At 34.0% G+C, this 13,723-nt stretch carries 15 protein-coding genes; 4 read left to right on the top strand and 11 right to left on the bottom strand.

Features of this window, described 5'->3' with window-relative positions; genetic code table 11:
- The first annotated feature begins 28 nt into the window (after positions 1 to 28).
- Complete coding sequence (gene rlmB, locus BUC23_RS13650; RefSeq protein ID WP_073210350.1) at positions 29 to 763, top strand: 23S rRNA (guanosine(2251)-2'-O)-methyltransferase RlmB; 735 nt, start codon at positions 29 to 31, stop codon at positions 761 to 763.
- A 57-nt stretch (positions 764 to 820) separates the two neighbouring features.
- On the opposite strand, the gene BUC23_RS13645 is transcribed toward rlmB, so the two are convergent.
- Positions 821 to 1,600, bottom strand: coding sequence for a rhomboid family intramembrane serine protease (locus BUC23_RS13645; RefSeq protein ID WP_073210349.1), 780 nt, complete (start codon positions 1,598 to 1,600; stop codon positions 821 to 823).
- 251 nt (positions 1,601 to 1,851) lie between these two features.
- On the opposite strand from BUC23_RS13645, the gene BUC23_RS13640 reads away from it, so the two are divergent.
- On the top strand, positions 1,852 to 3,129 hold the full coding sequence (locus BUC23_RS13640; RefSeq protein WP_073210347.1) for a replication-associated recombination protein A: 1,278 nt from the start codon (positions 1,852 to 1,854) through the stop codon (positions 3,127 to 3,129).
- A gap of 50 nt (positions 3,130 to 3,179) precedes the next feature.
- Here the strand turns inward: BUC23_RS13640 and BUC23_RS13635 are convergent, their stop codons facing one another.
- Genes BUC23_RS13635 through BUC23_RS13610 form a run of 6 tightly spaced genes read right to left on the bottom strand, consistent with a single transcriptional unit; the run spans position 3,180 to position 7,906 of the window.
- Entirely contained in the window at positions 3,180 to 3,923 is a 744-nt protein-coding gene (locus BUC23_RS13635; protein ID WP_073210345.1) for a hypothetical protein, read from the bottom strand.
- Between the two features lie 2 nt (positions 3,924 to 3,925).
- On the bottom strand, positions 3,926 to 4,615 hold the full coding sequence (locus BUC23_RS13630; RefSeq protein WP_073210344.1) for a YjjG family noncanonical pyrimidine nucleotidase: 690 nt from the start codon (positions 4,613 to 4,615) through the stop codon (positions 3,926 to 3,928).
- A gap of 9 nt (positions 4,616 to 4,624) precedes the next feature.
- A complete protein-coding gene (gene radC, locus BUC23_RS13625) occupies positions 4,625 to 5,320 on the bottom strand; it encodes a RadC family protein (protein WP_073210341.1) in 696 nt (231 codons plus the stop codon).
- Positions 5,321 to 5,331: 11 nt separating this feature from the next.
- Positions 5,332 to 5,790 (bottom strand): GNAT family N-acetyltransferase, encoded by a 459-nt coding sequence (locus BUC23_RS13620; RefSeq protein WP_073210339.1) that lies wholly within the window; start codon positions 5,788 to 5,790, stop codon positions 5,332 to 5,334.
- Positions 5,791 to 5,795: 5 nt separating this feature from the next.
- Positions 5,796 to 7,151, bottom strand: coding sequence for a UDP-N-acetylmuramate--L-alanine ligase (locus tag BUC23_RS13615; RefSeq protein ID WP_073210337.1), 1,356 nt, complete (start codon positions 7,149 to 7,151; stop codon positions 5,796 to 5,798).
- A 59-nt stretch (positions 7,152 to 7,210) separates the two neighbouring features.
- Positions 7,211 to 7,906 carry a tetratricopeptide repeat protein gene (locus BUC23_RS13610; protein ID WP_073210335.1) on the bottom strand — a complete coding sequence of 232 codons (696 nt, stop codon included), beginning with the start codon at positions 7,904 to 7,906 and terminating at the stop codon, positions 7,211 to 7,213.
- A gap of 134 nt (positions 7,907 to 8,040) precedes the next feature.
- On the opposite strand from BUC23_RS13610, the gene BUC23_RS13605 reads away from it, so the two are divergent.
- Both BUC23_RS13605 and BUC23_RS13600 read left to right on the top strand, forming a co-directional pair.
- Complete coding sequence (locus BUC23_RS13605; protein WP_073210333.1) at positions 8,041 to 8,856, top strand: UDP-2,3-diacylglucosamine diphosphatase; 816 nt, start codon at positions 8,041 to 8,043, stop codon at positions 8,854 to 8,856.
- Positions 8,857 to 8,905: 49 nt separating this feature from the next.
- Entirely contained in the window at positions 8,906 to 9,898 is a 993-nt protein-coding gene (locus BUC23_RS13600) for a glycosyltransferase family protein (RefSeq protein WP_073210429.1), read from the top strand.
- Positions 9,899 to 9,956: 58 nt separating this feature from the next.
- On the opposite strand, the gene obgE is transcribed toward BUC23_RS13600, so the two are convergent.
- The 4 genes from obgE to hpt all read right to left on the bottom strand — a co-directional run bounded on the left by obgE (position 9,957) and on the right by hpt (position 13,633).
- Positions 9,957 to 10,958 carry a GTPase ObgE gene (gene obgE / locus BUC23_RS13595; RefSeq protein WP_073210331.1) on the bottom strand — a complete coding sequence of 334 codons (1,002 nt, stop codon included), beginning with the start codon at positions 10,956 to 10,958 and terminating at the stop codon, positions 9,957 to 9,959.
- A 70-nt stretch (positions 10,959 to 11,028) separates the two neighbouring features.
- Entirely contained in the window at positions 11,029 to 12,303 is a 1,275-nt protein-coding gene (locus tag BUC23_RS13590; RefSeq protein ID WP_073210329.1) for a hemolysin family protein, read from the bottom strand.
- Positions 12,304 to 12,517: 214 nt separating this feature from the next.
- Positions 12,518 to 13,090: an adenylate kinase gene (locus tag BUC23_RS13585; protein WP_073210327.1), complete on the bottom strand. Its 573-nt coding sequence runs from the start codon at positions 13,088 to 13,090 to the stop codon at positions 12,518 to 12,520.
- A gap of 12 nt (positions 13,091 to 13,102) precedes the next feature.
- Positions 13,103 to 13,633, bottom strand: coding sequence for a hypoxanthine phosphoribosyltransferase (gene hpt, locus BUC23_RS13580; protein ID WP_073210324.1), 531 nt, complete (start codon positions 13,631 to 13,633; stop codon positions 13,103 to 13,105).
- Positions 13,634 to 13,723 lie beyond the last annotated feature (90 nt).

The raw sequence follows: 13,723 nt of genomic DNA, 5'->3' as shown, positions 1-13,723 counted from the left end.
GGGTGGTTTTTTTTTGTATATTTGCGCCATGGAAAAAGAACACCAAATATTCGGGATTAGAGCAATAATAGAAGCCATACAAGCAGGCGCAACAGTAGACAAAGTCTATATTCAAAAGGAAGCGAGCAGCGAACTGATGAAAGATTTAATGAAAGTGATGAAGCGAGGTAACATCAACTTCTCTTATGTTCCTGTTGAAAAATTAAACAGGCTTACCCCTAATAATCATCAAGGTGCCGTAGCAACTATCTCCCCTATTTCCTTTTTTGATTTAGAGTCTTTGATAGAATCAGTAATTGAAAATGGCAAAAAACCTTTGTTTCTAATACTAGATCAAATATCAGATGCCCGTAATTTTGGAGCTATTATCAGAACAGCTGAATGTACAGGTGTAAATGGTATCATTGTTCAAAAAGCAGGTTCAGCACCAGTAAACGGAGACACCGTAAAAACTTCAGCTGGAGCCGTTTTTAATATTCCAATTTGTAAAGTAGAACATATTAAGGACGCGATTTTTCTTTTGCAAGCAAGCGGAATTAAAACAGTGGCTGCCACTGAAAAAACAGATCAAAATATTTATGACATCAATTTAAATGAACCTGTAGCAATAATTATGGGATCAGAGGATCGTGGAGTAAATCCGTCTGTACTAAAAATTGTCGATGAAAAAGCAAAACTGCCTATGTTTGGAACCATTGGTTCTTTGAATGTATCCGTTGCTTGTGGTGCTTTTTTATATGAAGCGGTGAGACAAAGAAGTTAGTCCCATCCCCCGCCCTTCCCAAAGGGAAGGGAATCTAAACTCATATATAAAAACGAATCATGACTCCGGTTTTGATTCGTTTTTTTCGTTTAAGATAATATTATAATCCACCAGAAAATCAGAAGAGTAATAGCTTGACAACTCCTCTGTTTGTTCAGGAGCAGCAAGATTTACAAAATTTCCATTGGCATCAAAACGCTGCATAAATTTATCTTCTGAAGGATTAAAATCCGGTTTTTCCCAATCGTATTTAATTAACTTTCTATACTCTGGTGTTTTATAAAATAAAGACAAGACAAGACCCGTTATCAATCCAGCCAAATGACCCTCCCAAGAAATTACTTTTCCACCTGAGACCTCGGGACTTGGAAAGACATACCACACTAAACCACCATAAACGACAATTACGGCCAGAGACAAAGCTACCAGACGATAGTATCGTGTTTGTATACCTTTGAAAAAGATAAAACTCACCAATACATAAATCAAACCGCTTGCGCCAATATGGTAACTACCCCTACCTATAACCCAAGTAATAATTCCCGAAAGCAAAATTCCAAATCCTATAACTTTTACAGAGTGACTGGCATAAAAAAATTGCAAAGCAGCCAATAAAATTAGCAATGGAATGGAGTTATTATATAAATGTTCAATATCACCATGGATAAAAGGACTAAATATAACTCCTTGTAAACCAATAAATTCTCTTGGATAAATCCCGTTTTCAACAAAATCAAAATCAAATCGTACTTCAAGCCAAAATACGAACCATAAGAATAGTACAAAAAAAAGCGGAAGCCCGATAACTTTATTGGTAAATTTAAAATGATTATCCATTAGTAGCTTTAGGTTTATTATTCTTGGTAATTTTAAAATCAAAAATTTATCCAAAAGCAATTTAATGCTATTTTGTCAGACTAAAACTAATAGTCCACTTTTAAATGCATACCCTAGCCCAGATGGAAACGGCATCCTTTTTATATCGTTTTCATTAACGAGATAAAAAGATAGAGTGGACAGCTGGAAATAGTTCCAAAAAAAAATAGAAACTAAAACAAGTTCAGTTTGAAAAATAGTAATTTTACAAAATGGAAGCACCACTTGCAGAACGCATTCGACCACAAAAATTAGAAGACTATATCAGTCAATCCCATTTGGTAGGACCAAGTGGCTCATTAACACAGCAAATTACAAAAGGAATAATTCCTTCCTTGATTTTATGGGGACCACCTGGAACGGGAAAGACGACTTTGGCACAAATTATTGCGCAAGAATCAAAACGTCCTTTCTATATTTTGAGTGCCATCAATTCTGGTGTAAAAGATATTCGTGAGGTTATCGAAAAAGCAAAACAAAGTGGCGGACTGCTTACTGCAAAAAATCCAATCCTTTTTATAGACGAAATCCATAGGTTCAGTAAATCACAGCAAGACTCTCTTTTGGCAGCTGTAGAAAAAGGATGGATTACTTTAATAGGCGCAACAACAGAAAATCCTAGTTTTGAAGTCATACCTGCCTTATTGTCTAGATGTCAAGTATATGTTTTGAATGCTTTTACGAAAGCTGATTTAGAGACTTTATTGCATCGCGCTTTAAAAACAGATACTTTTTTAGGATCAAAAAACATTAAACTTGAAGAAACAGAAGCGCTGCTGCGACTTTCTGGCGGCGATGGCCGTAAGCTATTAAATATTTTTGAACTTGTCGTAAACGCGTCTAATGAAGACCAAATTATCATCACTAATGACAGAGTATTTGCATTGGTGCAGCAAAACACCGTTTTATATGACAAAAGCGGTGAGCAACATTATGATATTGTTTCAGCTTTTATAAAATCAATTCGGGGAAGTGATCCAAATGGCGCCGTATATTGGTTAGCAAGAATGATTGAAGGTGGCGAGGATGTCAAATTTATAGCACGCCGTATGTTAATTCTTTCTAGTGAAGACATAGGAAATGCGAATCCTACCGCTTTTATCATGGCCAATAATACTTTCCAGGCAGTTACAACCATAGGTTATCCAGAAAGCAGAATTATACTGAGCCAATGTGCTATTTACTTAGCGACCTCTCCAAAGAGTAATGCTTCGTATTTAGCTATAGGAACCGCTCAACAACTCGTAAAACAAACTGGCGATTTACCAGTTCCCATACATTTGCGCAATGCGCCCACAAAATTAATGAAGGAATTAGGATATGGTGACGAGTATAAATATTCGCATGATTTTGCCAACAATTTTGCAGAACAGGAATTTCTACCGGATGCAGTCAGTAAAAAACCATTATACGTTCCAGGGAATAATTCCCGAGAAAATTCTATAAGAGAATTTCTTAAAAATCGTTGGAAAGATAAGTATGGATATTAGATTGTAAATTATATATTCTTGATTGCAAATTTAAATTAAAACAATCTTATCTAAAATTTAACCTCTATTTTTTCTGAAATAAGAATATCGTTTTGATAATATTCAAAAAACCACCGATTGTCTTTTGCTATTAAAACACCTTGAGCATTTCCTTTTATAGCGATGTAACAATTAGTATTTGATGTTTTAAACACTTTCATTACCACTTTTGGTGAACTATCAACTAATTGAAAACCATTAGCAATAGGTTGAGCATAAACTAAATTCGGATTGTTTATATCTAAACTATCAGAGACAGTGCTGCTTTTAGTAGTAATTGCAACAGGAACTGCCGCAGTTGTTATTACTTGTTGTGTGTTCCTTATTCCACTTTCATTGTATTTATGATGTAAAGCAAAAACCGATACAAATGCGTTGTTTAAAGCCTCAGTATAGGCGAGCTGAAAATCCTTTTCTTTACTTATTCCTGTTACCGATTGAAAAATAATTTTCTCGTTACAGTCCTTAAAAACGACATGAAGTTTTGTGGTCAAAAATGATTTTTCTTTTACTACATCATAATACAGCAAACTACATCTGTTATTGAATTCACTACCAATTGTTTGATTAGTATAATAAGCATCAAACCCTGCCTTATTTAAATTAAACTTTGACAAAGTTGCCAGACGGTATTGATTTTCTGTTTTAGTGAAATCAAATTTTAATGGAATTATCACCGATCTATAATCATTTACTGATTGCGAAAAACTGTAACTTCCAATCAACAGTAAAGAAATTAAAGTTGCTTTTTTCATAATTATAAGTATTTCTTTAGTTCTAATAAATGATTGACTTGTTTAATATTTTGTTCCACTTGGACATTACTGCCATTAAAGAAAATAGCATCTAATCCTGCATCAAGCGCTCCTTGCACATCAGCCTCAAGGCAATCACCAATCATAATACTAAATTCTTTTTGCGCCTTAGCCAAATCTAATGCATATCTAAAAATAATAGGATTTGGTTTTTTTACTCCCGCCATTTCAGAATTAGTAATGGAATGAAAATAAGAACCGATTTTTGAATTATTCAATTTTTTAAACTGAACGTCCGCAAAACCATTCGTAATTATATGCAAATTATATTTCGGCTTCAGATAATCCAAAAGCTCAATTGCACCCTCAAAAAGATGATTATCGTCTGGTAAAAACCGAATGTAATCATTTGCTATTGAATCAATTTCTTCATCAGAAATTATGTAGTCTATAGCGTCAAATGAATGCTTTAGTCTATTATAACGCAATTCTGCATGTGTGATTTTATCATATTGATATAACTTCCAACAGGCCTGATTTATTGGAACATATTTTTCAATGAAATCTTTCGTTTCAATTGTTGGATGATTTTTATTGAAAATAGCCTCAAATGTCAATTCAGAATTCCTATCAAAATCCCAAAGCGTATGATCTAAATCAAAGAAAACATCTTTTATATTCGTATTTTTCATTTTTATTTTCTAAAATATCCCTTCATCAACAAAACTAAAATAATTAGCCTCCGTCACGATAAGATGGTCCAGTACTTTTATTTCCAAACTGTCTCCGGCTATTTTTAACTTCTTTGTAATTTGTTTATCCGCATCACTCGGAATCAATGTTCCTGAGGGATGATTGTGGCATAATATTAATCCCGTTGCCCCCATTTCCAGTGCCATTTTAAAAACCAATCTCACATCTACCAAAGTTCCAGTTATACCGCCTTTACTGAGTTGTGATTTTGAAATGACTTTGTTTGAATTATTCAAATATACAATCCAAAATTCCTCGTGTGGCAATTCACCAATAATAGGCTGCATGATTTCGAAAATTGTTTTACTTGAAGTAATTTTTGTTAGCGCAACAGCATCCTCTGACCTTCTTCGCCTCCCAAGTTCTAAAGCGGCAATAATCGAAATTGCTTTCGCTTCGCCTATCCCTTTAAAATTTGTCAATTGAGAAATCGATAATTTCCCTAACGCATTCAAATTATTACTGACACTTCCTAAAATCCTTTTGCTCAAATCAACCGCCGACTCGTTCCGACTTCCTGAGCCAATCAAAATAGCAATCAATTCTGCGTCACTCAATGCACTTTTGCCTTTTAGCATTAGCTTTTCTCGTGGCTTGTCATCTTCGGACCAATTGGTAATAGGAAAAAAGGAATTTTCGGCCATTCACTTATGATTTAAATTTGTTTCTGCATGCAAATACTATTTTCTAAACCTATATATGGCTCATAATTATCTATAATTGTATAACCCACTTTTTGATATAATCCGATAGCTTCTTTTTGTTTATACAACGTTTCTAGTATAGAGCAAGAAAAACCTAGCTCATGTGCCCAAAGTTCCAATTCAAGTATTATTTTTTTTGCCAAGCCTAAGCCTCTTGCTTCTGGAGAGACAAACATACGTTTTAATTCAATTGTATTTTTATCATACTTCTTAAAACAACCGCAGGCAACTGCATTGTTATCAAAATAAACAATAACAACATTAGGATTTAATTCTATGACATTATTTCCCCAATAATTTGTTTTTAATTCTGGGTAACGCTCCCACAAGCTGGCATCTAATGCCGTAATGAGATTGCCAAAATCAGCATTCTCACTCGTAGTTTTAATAATTTCTATTTTGTTGTTCATTCCTTCTATTTCATCAATTCTTTCACTTCATCAAAATTCAATCCGCCATAATTACCGGAACTCATCAATAACAAAGCTGAATTATCGAGATTTAGGTTGAATAAATAGTCTTTGAAATCTTTTGGATTTGTATAAATAATTAAATCTTTTCTGTTGAATGCATTTGCAATTTGTTCGTAAGTCACTTCTTCCAGTTGCTTAATTTTAACTGCATCTGGTGAATAGAAAACAACTGCTCTATCTGCGTACTCTAATGCGCCTTCATATTCTTTTAGGAATTCAGCATTCAAACTGCTATAGGTGTGCAACTCTAAACAAGCTACTAAAGTTCGGTTTGGATATTGCTCTTTTACCGCTTTTGTAGTTGCAGCAACTTTACTGGGAGAATGAGCAAAATCTTTGTAAGCTACTTTGGTTTTGCTTTCAGCAATTTTTTCTAACCTTTTTGACGCTCCTTTAAAACTGGCAATAGCTTCATAAAAATCAGCTTCATCAACACCCATGTTCTGACAAATCCATTTGGCTCCGGCCAAATTATTTAGATTGTGTGCTCCAAAAACTTCTATGGGCATATCGCCTTCAGGCGTTTCGAGAAGCGTAACGCCATCATTCACGGTATATTTTGGAGTATGATAGGCTAATTTTCGGATTGGATTCGTAGCGGCTTCGGCAACACGTTTTACTTCAGAGTCATCTTCGTTGTAAACCAAAATTCCACCATTAGTTATTTTATCAATAAAAATCTCAAACTGTTCTACATAATTCTCATACGTCGGAAATACATTAATATGATCCCAAGCAATTCCAGAAATCAAAGCGATATTAGGCTGATATAAATGAAATTTTGGTCTTCTGTCTATTGGCGAAGACAAATACTCATCCCCTTCTAAAACGATAAAATCATTTTCCTCCGTAAGATGCACCATGGTTTCAAATCCTTCCAGTTGTGCCCCAACCATATAATCGACTGCAATATTATGGTAATGCATCACATGAAGAATCATCGAAGTTATGGTTGTTTTTCCATGAGAACCTCCTATAACTACGCGTGTTTTATTTTTGGATTGTTCGTAAAGAAATTCAGGATAGGAATATATTTTCAATCCTAATTCTTGTGCTTTCAACAACTCTGGATTATCAGCTTTAGCATGCATACCTAGAATTACTGCTTCGATACCAGATGTTATTTTTTCAGGAAACCAACCCAATTCTGCGGGTAAAATCCCTTTTTTATCTAATCTTGATTTTGATGGTTCAAAAATGGCATCATCACTTCCTGTAACTTGATATCCTTTATTGTGTAACGCTAAGGCTAGATTGTGCATGGCACTTCCACCGATAGCTATAAAATGTGTACGCATTTTAGTTTATGGTTTATAGTTGTTGTATTCGAAAAAGTCAAAATTTAATTTTCGACCTTTTACCCTCTTTTATTTTTATATTCTTCCAAAACTAATCTAGCTTTTTCAGGATCATTCATTTTATTTCTATACAAATTGGCGAGCTTTTGGTAACTCATTTTTGAGCCTCCAATAGCTATAGCTTTTTTGTAGTTTTGTTCGGCTAACTTGTATCTTTTAAAATATTCGTCAATATGTCCCTTAGACAGATGACCATCTACTGGCGAGAGTTTCATTAATTCATTTGAATACTTAACTGCTTTAGACTGGCTCCCACCAACAATTCCAGGCAACTGTATATACAACTCAATTAACGCCCAACGTGCCTCAATATGCTTTGGATTCAACGCAATTGCTTTTTCAAAAGAACCTCTAACCTCATCAATCATTCCAAGTGCTTTGAATTTATTGCCATTTATAGCTTTCATTCCAAGAACACCACCATATTTATAATAATAATTGGCTTCTAAAGGCTTGAGTTGTTTTAGTTTTTTATAGTAACCAATCGCTGCATCCCAAGATTTATCTTTTCCGGCTATGTCGCCTAAATATTCAATAGTTTTTAAATCATGAGGATTAGTTTTTAAAATAGATTCAAAAACTAACTGCGCCTGATCAAATTTTTCTTCTTTGAATAGCTTTTCTCCCTTATCGAAATTGGATTGCGCCAAAATCATCAAAGGAAGTAATAAAAAAAAGTACACTGTTTTTTTCATCTTTCAAAAATAAGAAAATTTTAAAGTAATAAACATATTTTGTTCTGCTTATAAGAGCAACAAAACAAAAAGATATAATAATAATCCTGAAACGTTATCCTAACATAGAGGAATTACTTTAGTAAAAACTAATTATGAATAGGAAACGAAAAATTCCGCTGGTGGTCATAAGTGACATACACCTTGGCACATATGGATGTCATGCCAAAGAATTACTACAATATCTAAAATCTATTCAACCAAAAACTTTGGTTTTAAATGGAGATATCATCGATATGTGGAGTTTCACTAAAAGTTATTTCCCTGCTTCTCACATGAATGTCTTGAGACAAATTATAAAAATGTCTAATCAAGGAACCCGTGTTATATATATTACCGGAAATCACGATGAAGCTTTACGGAAATACTCTGATTTTATATTAGGAAATTTTGAATTGGCTGATAAATTAATTCTGGATTTAGACGGAAAGAAAACCTGGATTTTTCATGGAGATGTATTTGACTCCTCTACGAAAGGCTATGCTAAAATACTAGCCAAACTGGGTGGAAAAGGATACGATTTATTGATTTTAATCAACAGTTTGATTAACTGGCTTTTAGTGCTTTTAGGAAAGGAGAAAAGAAGCTATTCAAAAATGATTAAAGATAGTGTCAAGAAAGCAGTTTCGTTTGTATCCAATTTTGAAACTACCGCTGCAGAAATAGCCATTCAAAAAAAATACAGTTATGTAATTTGCGGACATATTCACAAACCTCAAATGAAGGAAGTCCAAAACGAACACGGAAAAGTTATGTATTTAAACAGTGGTGATTGGGTTGAAAACCTCACCGCCTTAGAATACAAAAAAGAAAAGTGGAGCCTTTATCATTATAAAGCAGAACACTACAAAGAACATGATACCCTAGAGGAAAAAATAGTCCATGATATTGTCAACAAAATTCTTTCCTAAAAGCGCATTCAAAAAACAACACGCATTCTTAAAATCTAAATATAGAGTAATGAAAATATTTTATGCTATTCAAGCAACAGGTAATGGACATATCAGCAGAGCGATTCAATTATACCCTTATTTACAAAAATTTGGTGAGGTTGATTTCTTTATGAGTGGCAACAATGCAAGCCTGGATGTCAATTTGCCTATAAAATACAAAAGTAATGGCTGTAGCTTACATTACAGTAAATGCGGTGGTTTGAATTATTGGGATATTGCCAAAAATATTAAACCAAAACAAATCTACAAAGACGCAAATTCTTTGCCACTGAAAAACTACGATGTGATCATCAATGATTTTGATTCGATCACTTCTCTGTCATGCAAATTACAAAAAATACATTCGATACAATTTGGCCATCAAGCCAGTTTTATATCCCCGTTGACTCCCAGACCAGAAAAAAAGAGCGTTATGGGAGAAATGATTCTCAAACATTATGCACCTTCTCCTCAATATATTGGATTGCATTTTGACAAATATGACTCCTTTATACTTCCTCCAATTATCAAAGATGAAATTGTAAATGCCGTACCTAAAAACAAAGGTCACATTACCGTTTATTTGCCTTCTTTTCAAAAAGAATGTTTAGAAAAAGCATTCAATAAACTGCCTAATTATTCTTTTCATTGGTTTTTGAATGATGTGCAAACCAAACATACTATTAAAAACATAACGTATTTTCCAGTAAATCAAGAGTACTTCAATAAAAGCCTCATAAATTGCGAAGGAATCATAACTGGTGGAGGATTTGAAACGCCAGCTGAGGCATTATATTTAGAAAAAAAAATACTTTCTATACCTATTCGTAAGCACTATGAACAAGAATGCAATGCAGCGGCGCTCAAAAAAATGGGTGTACCAGTCCTTTATGATGTGGGCGATGATTTTTATTTGATGATAGAAAACTGGCTTGATTCCCACATAAAATACCCGAAGATACAAGCCAATAATATCCCCGAAACCTTGCAGTTTTTATTTGACACTTATGATCCAAACTGAATCATAAAAATAAAAGGTGCCCTTTTCAGAGCACCTTTTAGTAAAAAATTATAAAGTGTTAGTCATTCAACATTTTCCATAACTTGTCTTTCAATTCTGTCAAGCCTTGTTGAGCAACAGATGAGATAAACATATAAGGAATGTCTTTGAAAGCAACATCCAATTCTGTTTTTAATTCAGCTTTCAATTCGTCGTCTAACATATCGCATTTTGAAATCACCAACAAACGCTCTTTATCAAGCATTTCTGGATTGTATTTCGTCAATTCATTAACTAAAATATCATATTCAGCTTTGATATCCGGAGTATCAACAGGAACCAAAAACAACAAAGTTGAATTGCGCTCAATATGACGCAAAAAATAATGTCCTAGACCTTTACCTTCGGCAGCACCTTCAATAATTCCAGGAATATCAGCAATTACAAAAGATTGAAAATCTCTGTATGCTACAATTCCAAGATTTGGCTTTAAGGTTGTAAAAGGATAATCTGCAATTTTTGGTTTAGCAGAAGTCAATACAGACAACAATGTTGATTTTCCTGCATTGGGAAAACCTACCAAACCTACATCGGCCAAAACTTTCAATTCTAAAATCACATCCATTTCCGCTCCAGGTAATCCCGGTTGTGAGTATCTTGGTGTTTGATTGGTTGAGCTTCTAAAGTGCCAGTTTCCTAAACCTCCTTTTCCACCTCTGGAAAGAATTTGTTTTTCACCATCATCAGTAATTTCAAACAAAATTTCTCCAGTTTCTTTGTCTTTTACAACAGTTCCCAATGGTACTTCGATAAATTTATCATCTCCATCAGCACCTGTACTTCGGTCCCCACTTCCATCACCACCATTACCGGCTTTAATATGTCGGGCAAATTTAAGATGAAATAGAGTCCAAAGACCTTTGTTACCCACTAAATAAACGTGTCCACCACGACCACCATCTCCACCATCAGGCCCACCTTTTTCAATAAATTTCTCTCTATGCAAATGCGTAGATCCTTTTCCTCCTTTTCCGGAAGAAACATATATTTTAACGTAATCTACAAAATTCCCTTCAGTCATCTTTTCTAATATTCAATTTCAACTATAGTTTCAGTACTCATTTTGAGTTCTTCAATCCTATAAACTATTTTTACATGTGCAATGCTTTCACCATCACTTTATCTATCTTCACGCCATCCATATCAATGACTTCCAACTCAAATTTCTGCCAAACTAATTTCTCACCCTGCTTAGGAATATGAGAAAGTTCAGTCATTATTAATCCACTCACCGTAGTTACTTCATAATCATTTATCAATTCGTCTAATTCAAAGTAAGTCAGAAAATCATGTAGTGAATAATGCCCATCTACTAACCAAGTACCATCTTCTCTTTCTATTAATTGAAAGTCATCTTTATAGAAATCAGAAGCATCCCCTACCAAAGCTTCCAAAATATCATTCAAAGTAATTACACCTTGAAAAACACCATATTCATCAGAAACAAACGCATAATGAATTCCTGTTTTCTTAAAATTTTCAAGCGCAATATAGGCCGTTGTTTGCTCCATCATAAAAGGAGCTTCAGTCATTATTTCCGCCAGATTGAAGTTTTCATTTTCAAAATGAGCAAAAATATTTTTTAGGTTTACAACTCCTACAATATCATCATAGTTATCACCAAATACTGGGTAAATAGAATGCAATTCTTTTAGCATGAATTCTTTAACCTGTTCCTTATTTGAATGCAACGGTAAAAACATCACTGATTTCCTATGTGTCATCAATGAGTTTATTTTTCGGTCACCAATATGAAAAACACGCTCTACGATATCTTGTTCAATTTCCTGAACTTCTCCGCCTTCAGTTCCTTCCTTTATAATAGCTTTTATTTCTTCTTCAGTTACTTTACCGTCAGCGGTTGGCTTTATTTTTAAAACATTCAATAAAAATTCCGTCGAATGGGTCAACAACCAAATAAACGGTGCCGTAACAATTGAGACTATTTTCATGGGCAATGCAACTGCTTTGGCTATTGCTTCCGGATGATTTAAACCTATCCTTTTAGGCAGTAATTCTCCTAAGACAAGAGAGAAAAAAGTCAATATCACAACTACAATTCCTACCGCTAATGGGTGTGCGTAAGGTGTTAGCATTTCAAATCCCTTAATAAACGTTTCTACGTCCTTGGTGATTTTATCTCCACTATAAATACCAGTAAGAATCCCAATCAACGTGATACCTATTTGCACTGTTGACAAAAACTTATTAGGAGAATTAGCTAAATCCAAAGCGATTTTGGCACTTTTATTTCCTTTTTTTGCTGCTGTCTCTAATCTATTTTTTCTCGCTGAAATCAATGCGATTTCAGACATAGAGAAAACGCCATTTAACAGTATTAGAAAAAATATTATTACTATTTCCAATTTTTTAGTTGATTCGTTTATGTATCAAAATTTGTTTTTCACTCCTTACTTTCATCAATCGACCACTTGGATTTTAGCCCAGATGGCAATGAAAAGACCGCAGATAAAAAAATTATTTTTTCTTGTCATAAAAGAGCGACCACAGGAAGCTCCTTTTATGACTTAGAAAAAAAATTTTTTAGCGAGGACTTGTAATGTACAGCTGGAATTGCTCCTATAAATTATCAATCACTTTACTTACTCTTTCGGTAATTTCAGCAATTGAACCTATTCCGTTTACTGCATGAAATTTGCCTTGCCCCTGGTAATATTCCATTAAAGGAGCGGTTTTCTCATTGTATTCCTGATAGCGATTTCTGATTTTTTCTTCATCTTGATCGTCTATTCTACCGCTTGTTTTTCCTCGTTCCAATAATCTTTGGATTAAGATTTCATCATCCGCTTCGAGTGCAATTGTTGCGGCAACTTTTGAATCAATTGTGGCAAGAAAAGCATCTAAAGCTTCGGCCTGTGAAATTGTTCTTGGATACCCGTCAAACAAAATTCCGTTTGTTTCCGGATGTTTATTTACCTCATCGATAAGCATTTTAGTAGTCAGTTCATCTGGTACTAGATCACCCGCATCCATATACACTCTTGCTTGTTTACCTAGTTCAGTATCGTTCTTTAAATTAAAACGAAATACATCTCCAGTGGATATGTGTGTTAATTTGTATTTTTCTTTCAAAAACTCGGCTTGAGTTCCTTTACCAGCTCCTGGTTTTCCAAATAAAACAATGTTAGTCATGTTGTTGTGTAGTTATTCTTTCAATTTATATACTTCCGGTAAATTTCTTCCTAAACCATCATAATCCAATCCGAAGCCTACAATAAATTTATTTGGAATTCTGATTCCAACATAATCTATTTTGATGTCTTTCGTGTATGCTTCTGGTTTAAAGAAAAGAGTGGCTATTTTAAAATGCTTAACATTTTGTTTTTTGAATAATGCCTTCAGTTCTACCAAAGTATTACCGGTATCCACAATATCCTCTATTATTATAACCGAACGTCCTGTTAAATCTTGATTCAACCCAATTAATTGCTTAACCTCTTCTGTTGAAGAAGTCCCTTCATAAGAAGCCATTTTTATAAATGACACTTCGCATGGTTTTTTATAAAGCTTCATAAAATCAGAAACGACCATAAAAGCACCATTCAAAACACCTACAAATACGGGTGTTTCATCAGCAAAATCATCTTCGATTTGCGCAACCATTTTAGCAATAGCAAAATCAATTTCTTTAGCGGAAATAAACGGAACAAATTGTTTATCGTGAAGTTGTATCATTATTTTCGTGTTTAAAATAATGTGCAAAGATACAGAATTCGAATTTGACAATTGATAAATGGGCATTATTTTGTATGTGTACTATCGAAT

This window comes from Flavobacterium xinjiangense, assembly GCF_900142885.1.
GTDB lineage: Bacteria > Bacteroidota > Bacteroidia > Flavobacteriales > Flavobacteriaceae > Flavobacterium > Flavobacterium xinjiangense.
This window is presented reverse-complemented; position numbering and strand designations above follow the sequence as displayed.

Excerpts from the sequence above, each read along its gene's own strand:
- BUC23_RS13620 (WP_073210339.1), bottom strand. The coding sequence starts at position 5,790 with ATGAACAACAAAATAGAAATTATTAAAACTACGAGTGAGAATGCTGAT.
- BUC23_RS13585 (WP_073210327.1), bottom strand. The coding sequence starts at position 13,090 with ATGACTAACATTGTTTTATTTGGAAAACCAGGAGCTGGTAAAGGAACT.
- obgE (WP_073210331.1), bottom strand. The coding sequence starts at position 10,958 with ATGACTGAAGGGAATTTTGTAGATTACGTTAAAATATATGTTTCTTCC.
- BUC23_RS13635 (WP_073210345.1), bottom strand. The coding sequence starts at position 3,923 with ATGAAAAAAGCAACTTTAATTTCTTTACTGTTGATTGGAAGTTACAGT.
- BUC23_RS13640 (WP_073210347.1), top strand. The coding sequence starts at position 1,852 with ATGGAAGCACCACTTGCAGAACGCATTCGACCACAAAAATTAGAAGAC.
- radC (WP_073210341.1), bottom strand. The coding sequence starts at position 5,320 with ATGGCCGAAAATTCCTTTTTTCCTATTACCAATTGGTCCGAAGATGAC.
- BUC23_RS13615 (WP_073210337.1), bottom strand. The coding sequence starts at position 7,151 with ATGCGTACACATTTTATAGCTATCGGTGGAAGTGCCATGCACAATCTA.
- BUC23_RS13645 (WP_073210349.1), bottom strand. The coding sequence starts at position 1,600 with ATGGATAATCATTTTAAATTTACCAATAAAGTTATCGGGCTTCCGCTT.
- BUC23_RS13630 (WP_073210344.1), bottom strand. The coding sequence starts at position 4,615 with ATGAAAAATACGAATATAAAAGATGTTTTCTTTGATTTAGATCATACG.
- rlmB (WP_073210350.1), top strand. The coding sequence starts at position 29 with ATGGAAAAAGAACACCAAATATTCGGGATTAGAGCAATAATAGAAGCC.
- BUC23_RS13605 (WP_073210333.1), top strand. The coding sequence starts at position 8,041 with ATGAATAGGAAACGAAAAATTCCGCTGGTGGTCATAAGTGACATACAC.
- hpt (WP_073210324.1), bottom strand. The coding sequence starts at position 13,633 with ATGATACAACTTCACGATAAACAATTTGTTCCGTTTATTTCCGCTAAA.
- BUC23_RS13610 (WP_073210335.1), bottom strand. The coding sequence starts at position 7,906 with ATGAAAAAAACAGTGTACTTTTTTTTATTACTTCCTTTGATGATTTTG.
- BUC23_RS13600 (WP_073210429.1), top strand. The coding sequence starts at position 8,906 with ATGAAAATATTTTATGCTATTCAAGCAACAGGTAATGGACATATCAGC.